This is a genomic window from Gordonia sp. OPL2 (assembly GCF_003797825.1).
GTDB lineage: Bacteria > Actinomycetota > Actinomycetes > Mycobacteriales > Mycobacteriaceae > Gordonia.
The window spans coordinates 45,565-59,828 of record NZ_RKME01000024.1 but is presented as its reverse complement, the minus strand read 5'-3'; the positions used below and the strand labels follow the sequence as shown (position 1 = coordinate 59,828).

Below are 14,264 nucleotides of genomic sequence, written 5' to 3'. Positions count from 1 at the left end.
CTTCAGAGAAGAGTGATCGGGGTGGTGGAACGCCGAAGGGGCCCAGGCGAACCTGGACCCCTTCAGACGAACTGGGTGGGCGGGACTACGTGACGTTGAGCATCCGGAATGCGCCGTCGTTCACCGAGTCGGCGCCGACGCGGAAGTACGCGAACCAGCCGCTCTGACCGGTCGGGCGGCCGTTGGCGCCGAACAGGTGCGGGATGTACGACAGCGTGGTGCCGATGCGGTCGGCGATCACGTAGTTCGAGAAGTCGCCGAACACCAGGACGTGGTTGTCCTGTGCCGCGGTGACGGTCGACTTCATCGCCTCCGCGATGTAGTCGGGGCGGCCGAGCAGCTCGGACTTGCGGCCCTCGGCGAGCTGACCCCACAGGGCCGAACCGCCGTTGGTGTCGAACTGGCGCATCGCGTTGTAGATCCCGCGGTGCCCGAGGTACGAGCCGTTGGCGGCGTACCGGGCGGGCAGCGCGGTGTCGAGCTTGTACACGTCGCCCACCGCGAAGGTGTCGGTCGTGGTGGATGCGATGACCGAGCTCGTGCCCGCGAGTGCGGTGACGATGCCGGTCGGGCGGCCCGATCCGGATCCGGTCACGAACGCGACCGACTCCATGCTGTCCTTCTCGAACGCGATCATCCGTGCGATCTCGCCCGCGAGGCCTGCGTCGGCCTCGACCTCGAAGGACTGGGCGACGAACACATCGCCCTTGTGGATCGGGATGGCCGGCTGCGCCAGGGTGGGCGAGTCGTCGGACACCTCGGTGCCCTCCCCGTCCCACGAGCCGGTGACGCCCGCCGAGGAGATGCCGTGCCACACATCGCCGGTCGCGGTCACCACGCGGGCGATCTGGCGAACCTGGTTGAACGAGCCGTCCGCGGTGAGGATCACCGTGGGGTCGAGCTGGAACGGAACCGCGAAGCCGCCGTTGGCGTCGGTCAGCGACATCGCCCGCGACAGGGCGCGCTGCTCGCTGGCCTCGAGTCCGGCCATCTGGCCCTGTGCACGCACGACCTTGAAGAACGCCTTGGCGTACTCCGGGCTGCTGGTGCCGAGCACCAGCTCGGCCATGCGGGTGTCGTCCCCGGCGCGCTCGACGAAACCGGCCGACGCCTCACGCACCTTCTGCGACGCGTGCGGCATCCGCTCGATCGCGTCCTCGGCGCGGTGGCGCAGCTCGTCGGCGGTGCCTGCCTGGCCGTAGCGCACCTCCGAGGTGTCCCACGGGTTGCGGTACTTGCCGCCCAGGCTCGGTGCACCCCGATGGCGAGTGGTGTCGACGATGTCGACGTCACTGCCTCCGCCGCGGGTGTCGTCCCGGGTCTCCGAGTCCGTGCCGCTGGTCGCTGCGGAGCGGATCTCGGCGAGCGCGGCGTCGTGCTCGAGGTCGAGACGGTGAGCGTGGACGTCGCGGAACTCGGCGAGGAGCTTGGGCACCGCGGCGTGATCCTCGGCGGTCTTGTCGGTCTTGGCCTTCAGACGCTCCAGCTCGTCCTGGATGTCCTTCTCGCGGTTGAGGGCCTGCTTGTGGGTCAGTTCGACGGCCACGGTGATACTCCTTCGTTCAGATGATCGGTGGGGTCGCATCCCGCGTGTTCGCGACTTCGGCGAGCGCCTCCGCGAACAGCCGATCGGTCTCGGCTGAACGGGCGGCGTCGACGTCGTCGGTCGGCGCGGGATGTGCTTCTTCGGTGGGGGAATCCGATCCGTGCTCGGCGGCCGCCTCGGTGGCGGTGCCTTGCGGCGGTTCGGTGTCCTCATCCGAGTGCTCGACGGCCACCTGATCGGCGGTGTCTTGCGGCTCGTCCTCGGACGACCCTCCCGAATCGGGAGGGCTGGCGCTGTCGGCCGATTCGGCACGCAGCAGCAGTTCAGCGAGCATCTTGCGTTGCTCGGGTTCGTGGAGACGATCAGGCGCGATGGTGACCGGTTCGGCGGATCGCACGCTCGCAGTGGTGTCCTGGTAGGCCGGCCATACGACGGGGCCGACCTCGTCGAGCTTCGCCTCGGTAATGGTGCGCAGCAGCGGCCCGCGCTCATCCGGAGACCACAGGAGGTGGTCGACCTCGGAGGCCGGGACGACGACGCCCATCTTGTCGCGCCATTCCTCGCGGACGACGGTGAATCGGATCGACATGCCGTCGATCGCGCCGGACTCGATGGCCTCTCGGATGAGGTCGATGATGATGTGCCGGCCGAGGCGCGACTCGACGTGCAGACCCCGTTCGTCCTCGCTGATCGCGGTGATCTTGCCGATCGGGACGCTGCCGATCAGCGGGTGGCGTCCGTGGTCGAACTGGAACTTCGGGGTCCGCTCGCGCAACGACTTCCGGAACGCACCGGGCGCGAACTGCTCGTCGAACGTGCCCTCCCACGAGTCGATTCGAGTGGGCGAATTGAACACCGCGCCATAGCCCTCGAACGTCAGGCCATCGCCGTTGCCCTCAGCGTCGCGTACGACGGTGAACGGGACCGACCTCTGCAGGTCTGCCCGAGCGTGAGTCTTCGTGGTGGTGGTCATTCGGTCTCTCCCTCGTCCTCGGCCGTCGGGCTGGTGTCCGCATCGGTCGGTGCGGGTTCGGGTTCGGTTGGTGCCTGCTCTGGTGGTGGCGGTCCCGCGCCTGGCGCCTGTAGCTGAACGCTCGTGAGGCCCGTGTGGACGAGTAGGCGCAGATCGTTCGCCTCGACGGCGGCGACGACCGATTCGGGCGCGTATCCCGCCGCGATGAGCGAGTTGATGGTCTCCGCGCGGGTCTTCTGGATCTCGGCGGCGTCCTTCTCGTCCTCGCGCAGGAACGGGACGTCGGAGGCGTCATACCAGAGCCGCACGTCGGCACCGAGATTCGGCACCACGTTCTCCAGGCACGATGCGAGGTTCTGCCACAACGGATGTGCAGTGCCATCGGCCAGTCGACGTCGCGCCTGCCCGTAATTCGAGTAGGTCGCGGCCGCGAGGCCCTCGGAGAGCCCAACGATCACCGGAGGGACGCCGGCCGCCGCGGCGATACGGGTCTCGCCGCCGCCCCGGACGTCCTTGAAATCGATGTCCTTCAGGTTGGCGCCGACCACCTCAGCGTCCGCGCCGGGGTAGAGCTGCAGCGACTTGTAGGCGTTCTCGACGCCCTTGTACTGGTCGGCGAAGTCTTCGACCCAGCGCTCGACGGCGTCCTTCTGAGCGCCTTGTGGGTGCTTGATGATCATGTTCGGGGTCGCGGCGTTGTCGAAGAACTTGCGCTGGTGGTTGGTCATCGCCTGATCCGCTTGGATCTCGCGCAGGATCGGTGTCAGCCATGACATCCCAGCGAAAGGCGAGAGGGGATCTGGGATCGGTGCGAAATGACACACCTCGGCCGCCGTGAACGGCACGGGGTCGCTGTTGCCTGGTCCACCCTCGGTGTAGAGGTAGCCGATCTTCTCCCAGCCGACCTGGCCATTTCCGCGATTGCCGAGTTGTGGTCGGCCGTTCCGTCCAGCCAGGTGACGCTTGCGCCCGACAATCTCGACCCAGTCGGGCCGCAGCCGAATCAGTTCATCGGCCCGCGTTCCGCCTCGGACCCAGTAGCTGTTTCCCGCGAGGTCCGCGTCCTGGATCATCTGAGACAACATGTCCTGGGTGGTCCCACCGACCCAGGGGCGTTCGAGCACATGCAGCTCCGCCGTGCTGAACATGTCCGACGGCTTACCCTCGCGCAGCCGTTGATAGTTGAACCGGACCGACGAGAACACCAGCTGACGAACCAGCATGCAGGAGAACACCACGCCGTTTGCCGCGTAGGCCTGCTGGGCGAGTCCGACGAAGTTGTTCGCCGGCCGCTCAGTCGCCTCACCCTTGAGTGTCTGATGCAGCACCGGCTGCAGGTAGCCCGAAGCGAGCCCGCCCATCTGCTGGTTGAGCATCGACTGCAGCTCGTCGATGGTCATCCGCTCCTCGGGCCCACGGGCGCGACCTTTCATCCGGTCGAGGAGGTTCACTTACGCGCCCTCGCGTCGTGCAGCGCCTTCGGGTCATACAGGGCGACAGCGCCCACGATGACCATCACGCCACCGACGATGCACGCCACCCCGATTGACCAGAGGAGTGCGCAGCCCACGACCACTGCGAGCACGCCGAGCAGCGTGAGCAGGATGCACGCCTGTGGCAACGTCATGCGAGGAACCCCCAAACATCTACGTCGGCAGGCCGCGCCTCGATTGCCCGAGACAGGCCCATGATCAGTGCGACGACCGCGTCGATCTTGTCTGCAGCGTTCGCCTTGTCCGGCTTCACGTTCCCGGCCGGGTCCATCGCGATAGCGAAGTTGTCGACCATCCACGTCACGGCCTGATTGCCGCCATGGCGCAAGATCGGACGATCGGCCGTCCCCGTCAGGAGCAGGCGCTGAAGTTCCTTCGTCGGACCCGACATCGAGGCGAAGCCCTGCCGCATCGTCACCATCGGTGCGCCCTGACCGACGAGGTTGTTCACCAGCTGGGTCGCATTCCATGGGTCGTAGGCGATCTCACGGACGTCGAACGCCTCGGAGTCCTTCGCGATCGTCGACTCGATGTAGTCGTAGTCCATGACGTTGCCCGAGGTGACGGTCAGCAGCCCCGACTTGACCCAGGTGGACGCCATGTTCGATGTACGAGCGTCGAGACTCTCGAGGTTCGCCTCGGGAGTCCAGATGCGCCACAACAGGTCGAAGGTCTTGTAATCCTCATCCGGGAACACCCAGCACAGCGCCGAGAGGTCCGACGTCGCGGCGAGGTCGAGCCCGCCGAAGGCGATCCGCCCGGCCAGCCGCGTCTCATCGACGATCGATGCGTTGTTGTCCCAGGCCGTCAGGTCGAGGTACTTCTCGGACTGCTTGGTGCGCCGGCCACAGTGCAGACGTAGGTAGCTCGCCATATCGGCCGGTGAGTTCTGCGCCTTCTTCGCCGCGTCCCGCAGATACGCCCGCGTCGGCGAGACACCGAACCCCGGGTTCGCCGCGCGCTGGCCCTCCTCGGTCAACGGGTCCATCTCCGGCGGTGTCGCCCACACGACGCCGAACGTCGACGGGTCCTTCGTCACCCGACGCGCCAGCTGCTCGATCATGGTGCGCTTGCGGTCATACGGCGTGTGGCGCTTGCCCGCATCCGCCGTGGTGATCATGACGGTCAGCGGTTGCGAGCGTGAACCCGTACCCGTCTCGATCGCCTCGACCAGGTCGTAGGTCTTGTGCAGGTGGAGCTCGTCGATGATGCCGCCATGTAGATCGGCGCCATGCTGGGCATCACCAGCAGCAGCGACGACCTTGAAGTAGCTGCCCGATTTCGGATGCACCACCTTGCCGGTGAACGTCTTCGTGTGAGTCCGCAGACCGGGCGACTTCTCGCAGATCGTCTTGATCGGGTCGAAGACGAACTGTGCCTGTTCCTTCCGTGTGGCCGCCGCCACCACCTGCGCACCAGGCTCACCGTCAGCGCACGTGAGGTAGAGCCCGATACCACCCGAGAGCGTCGACTTCCCGTTCTTGCGTGGCAGATCGACGTACAGCGTGCGGATGACCCGCACCCAGCGGGACACGTCCTCGTCGTAGATCACCCAGCCGAACGTCGGGGCCAACACCCACACGACCTGCCACGGATCGGGCTTCAGTGGCCGGCCAGCCAGGCGCCCCTTCGTGTGGCGCATCATCGAGAACGACAGCAGCACCTTGTCCACCCGAGCCGGGTCGAACTGGGCGCCAGGCACATCCCGGGGCTCAGGCGTCTTGACCAGCGGCGGACAGTCGGGCACCGGGATGCCCCGGCTCTGGCAGTACCACGCCACCTCGGGGCTGACCTTCAGCTCAGCGAGATCATCCTCGGTGAGGTCAGCCCACTCGGCAGTCGTCGGGTCAGACCACTCGGTCACAGCCCGACCTCGGAGAGATCAGGCGAACGGGTTGCCATCATCGTCGGGCTCACCCTCGACCGCACCGAACGACGAGGAGATGCGACCCTCGGCCGATGGGGTCAGCCCGAACTCCGAACACCACATCCGCAGCTGCTGGCTCGCTCGTTCGGCCACAGCCTGCGCGGGGTTCTTCGTCATCCACACCGACTCGGTCCCGTCCTTACGGATCGAGCGGTTCTCGACGACGATGCCGCGCTTGCGGACATCCTGAATCGCATCCTTGAACGTCGCCCACGTCTCGCAGTACGCAGACAACGCCGCCCGATCCTCCTCCTTCGTCAGATCGAGTCGAGACAGACCAGGGACGACGCGCTTCCACTCCGCCTTGGCCTCACGGCTCAACCACGTCGGAGCCTTCGGCGGGATGCGACGGAAGTCCGGCGGGGGAGTGACGACACGACCGCCAGAGTCGCGGCCCTCGGAACGGCCCGAGAGGAGTTTCAGCGCGGGAGGAGCTGGCGCGGGTCCAGTGACCATGGTTGGCACCTCCTCGGCGTGATAGAATGAAAGTCGTTGTGGCGGTGTACATTCCCGAGCAGCGTCTTCCACCCCCCGGGGGGTGGGTAACCATCGAAGAGGGTGCCTGGGGAGGCGCCCGGCTTGGGGGTCGCCTTTTTGCGCGCTCAGGTTGTGGCTTCTGGGGGGTGTTACCCGGGTGACCAAATGCGGTGTTGCTCAGCAGGTTCCGAGTGGCGAAATCCGTTGACTGGCATCGGATTACGTCCATTATAGCTCGTGACCTGCGGTTATGCTACGGCTTCCGTCCGTAGCGCCCGTCGCGAGCCTCGCGCTGGGTCTTCTCGGTGTGGTGCGGCTCGCACAGGCTCTGGTAGTTGGCCGGGTCGTACTTCGATCCGCCGGCCGCGAGGTTGCGGATGTGGTCTCCCTGGGTGGCGAGGCGTGTGCACCCGGGCCACTGGCAGATCGGGTGGTCTCGGAGCTGCTGGGCGCGAATCGCTCGCTGTTTCCGGTCTGTCCCGCTCTTGCCGTAGCTGGAACCCTCCCAGGCGGGTTTGCACGAGCATCGCTTCTGTCCGGCGGGGATGACCTTGCGGCAGCGGTTGCACACCCGGCCGGGCGCGGAGGGCATCAGAGCGAGATCATCAGTTCGGCCTGGCACTCACGCTGGATCGGGTTGTCGTCGCGCGGATGCCAATCCTCGCCGAAGATGTCGTCGAAGATCGATGTAGCGCGCTGGATCTGCAGCGCCATGAGTCCGCGCTTGTCGGCGCGGCGCTGGTTGCTCTTGATCCGCTGGGTTGCGGGCAGGAGCTCGGATTCGAGTCGTCGCTTCTGCTCTTCGGTCACGCCACCCTGGGTCGCCTCCCACGCGACGGCCTTGAGCCTCACGCCGAGCAGGAACATCTGCTTCTGGTAGCCGTTGCCCATCTGGTCGAACGCGGCCTTGCGCTGTGCGGGCGAGAGTCTCATTCGGTCAGTCCTCGACGTCTGCGTCGGTCAGCGCAGCGTCGGCGCCGAGGACTGTTGCGGTCTGCTCGGCTGCGGACTGCTCCGCCTCGTCCTGAGCGACGACGAGGCGCTTGACCTCGACGGTGCTGGTGACGACGGGGTCGGGCCCGAGGTCGGGGCGTCGACGCATCTTCGACGGCTTCCAGTTCGTCAGGCTGCCGGTCTCGATGTTCTTGCCGAGGGTGGCGGCCATCAGGTCGAATGCCTTGGTGAATCCGAGGCCGGCGTCGATGTTGGCCTGCATCTGCTCGTCGACGTCGGTCGAGTCGAACACGGTGTCGTCGACCTGGCCGATCGCGACGAACCCCATCGCGTCGTCGTCGTTGGTCCAGAGGATGCCGGGGCACGGGGTCATGACGGTGCACCAGCGGCCGGGACCGGTTCGGGTCGCGATGCTGTCGGCGGCGCGGACGACGCGTTCAGGCATCGTCCGCGATCTCGCGAATGGTCACCGATGCCTCGTCGGTGGCGCGCCGGAGCTTTTCGAGAATGGCAATCGACCGCTGGTTGTGTCCGGCCGGGATGAATGAGCTGGGGCAACCGGGGTCCTGTTCCAACTCCAGGAAGGAGTCGTGGAAGAGGTTCGATGCGCTGCGGTTGGGGGGCATGACGCCGCCGGTCGCAAACTCAGGCATGTCGCGCTCCGATCGTGCGGGCGATGCGGGTGATCGGGTAGACCGCGATGAACAGGAGCCAGCCGAGCATACCGATCACCTCCGAGGGGTGCCCGTCACGGCGCGGTCGCGTCCCGAGCGATCCGTGCGGAATCCACGACGCAACAGGATCGAACCTCGACCGGGGGAGTGGTTGGCGCGTCGCGCGCCGTGACGGGGGATCTTGGAAACACTGAAGGCGCCCCCGGGGATGGGAAGCGCCTACAGCGGCTAGCGTAGCGCCTCGGTGGCCCAAAGTCGCGTTCACGCTGGCTGCGGCTTTCCGGCGCGTCGGTACTGCTTCGCCCGTTTGTGCGCGTCGATGACGTCGCCGAGGTGGTAGAACCATGTCCCGCTCTCCGCGTCCTGGGTGCCGTCGAGCTCTCCGATCCTGCGTAGATGGTCGACGCGTTTACGGGTGAGTCCGCGTGCCTCATCGCCGAGCTGGCGTGCGAGTTTCTCGACCTGCGGACCAGTCACGACCTGCTTGTTTGCGGCTTTCACCTTCGTCGGGGTGACGCGATACTCGGGCTGCAGCTGACCGACAGACCGCAGGCACTTGTCGATGACGGTGACCAGGCCCTCGAACAGTTCCGGCGCCTGCTGCATCATCGCCAGGCCGTAGCGGTTCTGGATCAGCCATCGGGCCATCGCCCGTTCGTCCTGGCCGTCGGTGTACTCGACCTTGCGCGTCTCGCACATGTCGCGGATAACGGTCGCGAGCTCGTTGCGCAGCTCGTCGATCAGTGCCTCGATGTGCATCGCATACGGCGGTTTGGAGTGCTGTTGCCTGCTCCCTCCGCCACCGCCGAACGATCCCATCGAGGCGTCGGGTGACAGCGAGGTGTACATCGCGTCGAGGAGGTCGGGGTCGACGACGGCCTCGAGTTTGCCCTTCAGATAGTCGATCTCGGCGCGCAGGATGAAGAACTGGTCGGCGTCGGTCAGGTGACGATTGCTCACGCCGCACCGTCCTTCGCGTGCCGACGCATCGTGCCGTCGGCGCGGATAGCGCGGACCTGCCCACACCCGGAGCACTTCCCGCGACCGGCGCTGTACCGACTCACATCGAGCGGCTCGCGGCCGCTGCCGGCGCAGTGCGACTCGTCGAGACCGGTCGGCCGGTCGTACGTGTAGTCGTCGAACTCCATCATCTCGAGATCCCGAAGGACCCGGTTCGTGTGGAGACCGAGACGATGTGCGATCTGCTGGGGTGTCATGCCTTCGGCGGCGAGCGCCCCCACCTCGACCTGCCGTCGCGCCAGCGACATCTCGGCCTCGTTCGGATTCAACCGCCCCATCAGGCAACCCCTTCCGGCCACTCGACCTTGTCGAGGCCTGTCGTGTGTCTCGGCTTCGTCTCGAACGGCATCGTCCAGCCGAGGTGATGGGCACCGATGCTGGCGAGGATCAGGGCGTCGCCCTCGTTGTCGTCGGCGATGTGGACCGCTGGCCACATCAGCCGCACGGCTGCGAGGACGTCGGGCTTCTTCGTGCCCTTGCCGGTCGCCCAGACCGCTCGGGTTGTGGGGTTGATGACCACAATCGGCAGACCGCGACCGCGCAACGTGGAGTAGACACCACCCCACAGCACGCATCGATCCCTGTACGACGGCAGGCGGTTGATCCCCTCGGGGATGTCCTCGATCAGGACGAGCGCCGCGTCCGGGGGCACGTGGGCGACAATCCGACGGGTCTGGGCGACGATGCGGTCTGATCGCTCGGGGTGGCGGTCGGTCTCGCGGCCCTTGCGTCCGACGGCCGTGAGTTTCGTGACGGTCGCGGCGTCGAAGAAGTCGCGGTCGAGGATCGCGATCCCCGTCGCAGTGAGGCTGGGATCGATCCCGACGATGCTCACTGATCGCCCCCATCGACCATGGCGATGCCGACAGATCCGTCAGCCGCGGGATCGACGGCGTAGATGACCTGCTGGAACAGCCCGACGCTGGCGATCCGGTCGTCGATGAGGATCGGGTTTGGCCAGGTCATAATCCGTTCGAGAAACCTGCGAATCTGTTCATCCCAAGCGCGTCGCAGCTCGAACGACACGGGGAGTCCCGCGTCGGCGAGCACGTTGTCGAGCCACTCGACCGACACGAGTTCGGTTGATCGACTCGCCTCGCGTCGCTCCCGGTCCTCGCGATTCCGCTGTTGGATCGTGACGGTCCACGCTGTCGCCCAGGGGTTCTCGGCTTCGGCGAATTGCTCGATGTACCGGCCGTTCTCGTCGAACAGGCCTGATGCGCGAAAGTCTCGGCACATCATGCACTCGCACCGCGGCGGCGCCGGCATCGGTCCGATGAACTCCGAGCCCGGGCACAAGACCGGCGAATCGTCTTCGTCGTAGCGGTAGCCGTCGAGGATCGCGGACTCAGCGTGCTCGGCTTCCTCACCGCGGTTGTAGTACGCGTCGGCGGCGCGGGCCTGGTATTCGGCGCGCATCTCTTCGAGGCGGCGGGTGATCGCCATGCCATGCCAATCACGGCCGCAGTGTCCGCACCGCCGCGTCGAGCTGGCAGCGCGGGCCGCCATGCCGCTTTCGCCGGCGGCGAGCTGCTCGTCGATCAGGGCGTCGATCTCGTCGAGGATGTCGCTCACGCTGGGTCCGCCTTCGCGCCATGGTCGCAGCGGTGCGCCTTGCCCGCGATGATGAGCCAGCCGTTGGGATCACACCTGCCGCAGCGGCGGATCGCGGCTCGGCGTTCGTTGGCCTGCTCGCGGCGGAGTTCGGCCGCGGACTTCTGGTCAGTCATCGCCGCCCCGCTTCGCCAGTGCCCGCTCGAGTTCGGCTCGGGCCATGGCGGCGCCGCGGCGGTTGCGCTCGACGGCGTCCGGGTCGTGGCTGCAGACGCGGCCGTTGGTGTATCCGCTGTCGTCACACAGCTCGCAGTCGTCGATCTCGGCGCGACGCTGGGCTGCGGTGGCTCGAGCCTGGGACGCCTTGGCGCGCTTCTCGGCCTGGACGAGCTCGGCCTCCCAGCGTTCGCGAGCCTTGCGGGCGTCAGCGCATGCGCCGCATGGTCGGTCGGTGCCGTCGGGGTGTCGAGGACAGGTTGATGGTGGGGGGTCGTTGCTCGGGGCGAGTTCGTCGCCGTCGTTACGTTCCCCACTTACGTAACCACCACTAATGGAGCTGGAGTATGGAGCTGGAGCAGGAGCTGGTAGGGACCCTTCCCCCAAATCCTCGGGGTAGGTTTCACCCAAACCTTGGGGTAAATCTTCCCCCAAACCGTTACCCAAACCTTGGGGCAAATCTACCGGTAAATCTTGGGGGTAGTCCTGGGGTAACTCGACCCGCAAATCGACCGGATCGATGCTGTCTCGGAGCAGTAGGGCCGTCACCTTCTCGACCGTCCAGGCCTTCAGATCGGGTGCTGCCGAGTGCAGTCGGACGAGCTGGTGGATGATGACGCCGCGGATCGTCTTGGATGCCACGGCGGCGAACGCGTTGGCCATCGAGACGCTCGTCTTCGGGTTCCGCAGCAGTCCGTCGTGCTTGATGAACGACCGGACGAGCACCTCTTCCGAGTCCTCGTCGGCCACGATGAACAGCCGGTCGATCAGCTCGGCGGCGGCCATGCGGACGGTGTCGGCGGTGAGGTCGTCCGCCGCTGCGGCGATCCGCCCGGGCCGCCAGTCGGCGACGCCGCAGTAGGACAGCGTCGGCGAGGTCAGCAGGTAGAAGTAGAGCCACTGGGCATCTCGGGTCAGGCTCCGCCAATCGTCATCTGTCCAGATGTCGAGTCTGATGGGTGCGTATTCACGCGCCACGGTGCGCCTCCTGATCGTCGGGACCGGTCCGGCCGGTCATCGTGTTGTGCTCCGCTGCGCGGGCATTGAGTTCGTTCAGCCGCCACACCAGCGCGCCGGCTGCGGCCAGGACGGCGATGAGGACTGCGGCGGCGATCACGCGCGGTCACCCCCAACGTCGAACAGCGAGGGGGCGGACGCCTGAACAAAGCGAGCGCGACGCTCGGCCGCCTGCTGCTTCGTCACTCCGACGTGGCACGGGTGGCAGAGGGTTTCGAGGTTGTCGTGGTGGTTGTGGCAGCCGAACCCGTAGCCGCGGCCGACGCGCGGGGCGATGTGGTTCACCTCGAGGCGGACCGCGTTCTCCGGTTCACGCCAGTCGTATTGCCCTTCGGCGCCGCACTTCACGCAGCGGTGGCCGTCGCGCTTCTTCGCCGCGTCGCGTGCCATTCCCCAGTCGTGCTGGGCGCGCCACTCGTTCATGCATGAGGCGCTGCACCAGCGGGTCTGGCGGCCCGTCAGCTCGGTGCCGCAGCGGTCGCAGACACCGGCCGTGTCGCCGTATGGGAGCCACGGGCACTCGGCGCTCATCGGTCCGCACCGCCGTTCGCAAGCTCCAGGAGGACGTCGGCATGGCACGGCTGGTCAAGCGGGCACCAGCAGGCGAGATCATGGCCTGCGAGCTCGGCGCGGATCAGATCGATCGATGGGTAGAACCACGTGACGGGGCCGCGTTCACCGCCGAGGAACCACCAGTTCGGCAGGTGAAGCTGGCCGCGTCGCGCGAGGACCTCGAAGTCGCGGACGACCATGTACGCGATTCCGAGCTCGTCGACACTCGGGTACTGCGCGGCGACGTCGGAGAGGTTGATCGGGTTGCCCCACTGGCTCGGCCGCCCAACGTAGATCGTGCCTTCCGGCATCCGCCAGTCCTTCGTGCGCTTGCGCTGGATACGTTGCGGCATCACACATCACCGCCGAGCTGGTCCGCGATCATCCGGACGATGTCGCCGTTCGGCGTCCACAACCCGAGCTGCCCCGCCGCGGGGATCGGATCGCGTAGCGGCCGTGGGTTCTCGAGCTGCAGGTGGGTGATGAGGCGTCGCTGGCGGCCTCCGGCTTCGGTGTAGCGGCTCTCGCCCCAGGGGCGGCAGCATCCGGCGTCGGGGTGGATGTCGACGAGGTCGACGACCCCGATGATCGCGCCCTTCTCGAACTGCCACTCGGGCAGCCGGCCACCGATCGTGTAACCGATGGGGTGCTGGCCATACCAGGCTTGGTGCACCAGCTCGGACTGCGAGCCTCGGTCAGACCAGCGTTGGCCGGCGTGAATCGCGAGCGGCCCACGATAGGACCAGTTGGCGGTGCGGTTCTCGATCGTTTTGCCGCCGTTGACGATGGCCCACGCCCAGGGCTGTTGGACCGTCAGTGCCTTCATGCCGACACCACCTCGGGGAACTCGTCCCAGGTGCGGCCGTCGAGCTCACGGCCCGCGGCCTTTGTACCGACGCGACGCATGAGGTAGGAGCGGCGCCGAACGTCGATGGGAAGATCGTCGAAGCCGTACTGTCCGAGGACGTGCGCCGGGCCGTCGCGATCGATCGCGACGTCGCCTCGTCGCCAGTCGGTCGGCATCTGGGGCGCCCATTCGCCCCACTGTTTGAACAGGAACGGCACGCCAGCGCGCTCGCACTGGTCGCGCAGGGACCGCGCCCAGTCGGGGTGCATAGGCCGAGCGTTGCGGCCGGACTCACCACCCACGATCACCCAGTCGAGGTTCCCGAGCCAGAACACCGAATCAGACGCAATCGGGTCGGGATGCAGGTTGACCGCGCCGAGCAACGGTTCGGCGCTGATGCCCCGCACTGCGGCCGGGGTGTCGAGCAGCGCGGGAATGCGGATGTCGGCCCACTGCTGGTTCTCGACCGAGACGAGGAGATGGACGTTCGGGAGCGGCCACGACCATGACACATCAGTAGCAACAGGTTCGGAATCCCCCAGCCGATAGCGAAACTGGCCAACTCGTACCTGGAAGTCTTCGCTGGACAACAGGGAACGCATGCGCCCGTGCCGCTTCGTGAGCACCTGAAGCGTGTGGCGTCGGGCCATGCCCATAACGGCGAACACCTGCGCGATGTAGTCATCTGGCACCGCGTCGTGGAACAGGTCGGACATGCTGTTGACGAACACCCTGGCGGGTTTCCGCCAGCGGAGCGGCTCGGTGAGTTTGTGCTCGCGGAGCTGGACGTCGAACCCGTTCGGGAATGCCGGCCCGCCGCGGAACCGTTCGGCGATCGTCTCGGCATAGCAGTGGTCGCACCCCGCCGAGACTTTCGTGCATCCGGTGACGGGGTTCCATGTGCGGTCGGTCCATTCGATCTTCGTCGTGTCGCTCATCTCTTCACCACCTTCACCTTCCCTTGCTGACAGTCGACACAGAGCCGACCGTGAACGTTCATGGGGGAGCCGCAGT

At 66.7% G+C, this 14,264-nt stretch carries 21 protein-coding genes; all 21 read right to left on the bottom strand.

What is annotated here, in order from left to right; genetic code table 11:
* Positions 1–85 precede the first annotated feature (85 nt).
* Positions 86–1,546: a phage major capsid protein gene (locus tag EEB19_RS20000; protein ID WP_262365800.1), complete on the bottom strand. Its 1,461-nt coding sequence runs from the start codon at positions 1,544–1,546 to the stop codon at positions 86–88.
* A 16-nt stretch (positions 1,547–1,562) separates the two neighbouring features.
* Positions 1,563–2,519: an HK97 family phage prohead protease gene (locus EEB19_RS19995; RefSeq protein ID WP_187589108.1), complete on the bottom strand. Its 957-nt coding sequence runs from the start codon at positions 2,517–2,519 to the stop codon at positions 1,563–1,565.
* Positions 2,516–3,919: a phage portal protein gene (locus EEB19_RS19990; RefSeq protein WP_262365799.1), complete on the bottom strand. Its 1,404-nt coding sequence runs from the start codon at positions 3,917–3,919 to the stop codon at positions 2,516–2,518. The genes EEB19_RS19995 and EEB19_RS19990 overlap by 4 nt, the downstream gene beginning before the upstream one ends.
* 47 nt (positions 3,920–3,966) lie before the next feature.
* Entirely contained in the window at positions 3,967–4,146 is a 180-nt protein-coding gene (locus EEB19_RS19985) for a hypothetical protein (RefSeq protein WP_187589106.1), read from the bottom strand.
* Entirely contained in the window at positions 4,143–5,876 is a 1,734-nt protein-coding gene (locus EEB19_RS19980; RefSeq protein ID WP_187589105.1) for a terminase large subunit, read from the bottom strand. Before EEB19_RS19980 ends, EEB19_RS19985 begins: the two co-directional genes overlap by 4 nt.
* Positions 5,877–5,894: 18 nt before the next feature.
* Positions 5,895–6,395, bottom strand: a complete 501-nt coding sequence (locus tag EEB19_RS19975; RefSeq protein ID WP_187589104.1) for a phage terminase small subunit P27 family — start codon at positions 6,393–6,395, stop codon at positions 5,895–5,897.
* A gap of 274 nt (positions 6,396–6,669) precedes the next feature.
* On the bottom strand, positions 6,670–7,008 hold the full coding sequence (locus EEB19_RS27035; RefSeq protein ID WP_262365798.1) for an HNH endonuclease: 339 nt from the start codon (positions 7,006–7,008) through the stop codon (positions 6,670–6,672).
* Positions 7,008–7,349, bottom strand: a complete 342-nt coding sequence (locus tag EEB19_RS19965; RefSeq protein WP_187589103.1) for a hypothetical protein — start codon at positions 7,347–7,349, stop codon at positions 7,008–7,010. The genes EEB19_RS27035 and EEB19_RS19965 overlap by 1 nt, the downstream gene beginning before the upstream one ends.
* Before the next feature lie 4 nt (positions 7,350–7,353).
* On the bottom strand, positions 7,354–7,815 hold the full coding sequence (locus tag EEB19_RS19960) for a hypothetical protein (protein ID WP_187589102.1): 462 nt from the start codon (positions 7,813–7,815) through the stop codon (positions 7,354–7,356).
* Positions 7,808–8,023: a hypothetical protein gene (locus tag EEB19_RS19955; RefSeq protein WP_187589101.1), complete on the bottom strand. Its 216-nt coding sequence runs from the start codon at positions 8,021–8,023 to the stop codon at positions 7,808–7,810. Before EEB19_RS19955 ends, EEB19_RS19960 begins: the two co-directional genes overlap by 8 nt.
* Before the next feature lie 282 nt (positions 8,024–8,305).
* Complete coding sequence (locus EEB19_RS19950; RefSeq protein WP_187589100.1) at positions 8,306–9,004, bottom strand: hypothetical protein; 699 nt, start codon at positions 9,002–9,004, stop codon at positions 8,306–8,308.
* Positions 9,001–9,342 carry a hypothetical protein gene (locus tag EEB19_RS19945; RefSeq protein ID WP_187589099.1) on the bottom strand — a complete coding sequence of 114 codons (342 nt, stop codon included), beginning with the start codon at positions 9,340–9,342 and terminating at the stop codon, positions 9,001–9,003. Before EEB19_RS19945 ends, EEB19_RS19950 begins: the two co-directional genes overlap by 4 nt.
* A complete protein-coding gene (locus EEB19_RS19940; protein ID WP_187589098.1) occupies positions 9,342–9,899 on the bottom strand; it encodes a hypothetical protein in 558 nt (185 codons plus the stop codon). The genes EEB19_RS19945 and EEB19_RS19940 overlap by 1 nt, the downstream gene beginning before the upstream one ends.
* The gene (locus EEB19_RS19935) at positions 9,896–10,639 is read right to left on the bottom strand and encodes a hypothetical protein (RefSeq protein WP_187589097.1); all 744 of its coding nucleotides are present in this window, start codon (positions 10,637–10,639) and stop codon (positions 9,896–9,898) included. Before EEB19_RS19935 ends, EEB19_RS19940 begins: the two co-directional genes overlap by 4 nt.
* Positions 10,636–10,794, bottom strand: coding sequence for a hypothetical protein (locus EEB19_RS19930; RefSeq protein WP_187589096.1), 159 nt, complete (start codon positions 10,792–10,794; stop codon positions 10,636–10,638). The genes EEB19_RS19935 and EEB19_RS19930 overlap by 4 nt, the downstream gene beginning before the upstream one ends.
* Positions 10,787–11,812 (bottom strand): hypothetical protein, encoded by a 1,026-nt coding sequence (locus EEB19_RS19925; RefSeq protein ID WP_187589095.1) that lies wholly within the window; start codon positions 11,810–11,812, stop codon positions 10,787–10,789. Before EEB19_RS19925 ends, EEB19_RS19930 begins: the two co-directional genes overlap by 8 nt.
* On the bottom strand, positions 11,802–11,951 hold the full coding sequence (locus tag EEB19_RS19920) for a hypothetical protein (RefSeq protein ID WP_187589094.1): 150 nt from the start codon (positions 11,949–11,951) through the stop codon (positions 11,802–11,804). The genes EEB19_RS19925 and EEB19_RS19920 overlap by 11 nt, the downstream gene beginning before the upstream one ends.
* Positions 11,948–12,382 carry an HNH endonuclease gene (locus tag EEB19_RS19915; protein ID WP_187589093.1) on the bottom strand — a complete coding sequence of 145 codons (435 nt, stop codon included), beginning with the start codon at positions 12,380–12,382 and terminating at the stop codon, positions 11,948–11,950. The genes EEB19_RS19920 and EEB19_RS19915 overlap by 4 nt, the downstream gene beginning before the upstream one ends.
* A complete protein-coding gene (locus EEB19_RS19910; RefSeq protein ID WP_187589092.1) occupies positions 12,379–12,756 on the bottom strand; it encodes a DUF4326 domain-containing protein in 378 nt (125 codons plus the stop codon). Before EEB19_RS19910 ends, EEB19_RS19915 begins: the two co-directional genes overlap by 4 nt.
* Entirely contained in the window at positions 12,756–13,229 is a 474-nt protein-coding gene (locus tag EEB19_RS19905) for an ASCH domain-containing protein (protein WP_187589091.1), read from the bottom strand. Before EEB19_RS19905 ends, EEB19_RS19910 begins: the two co-directional genes overlap by 1 nt.
* Positions 13,226–14,188, bottom strand: a complete 963-nt coding sequence (locus tag EEB19_RS19900; RefSeq protein WP_187589090.1) for a DUF5131 family protein — start codon at positions 14,186–14,188, stop codon at positions 13,226–13,228. The genes EEB19_RS19905 and EEB19_RS19900 overlap by 4 nt, the downstream gene beginning before the upstream one ends.
* Positions 14,189–14,264 lie beyond the last annotated feature (76 nt).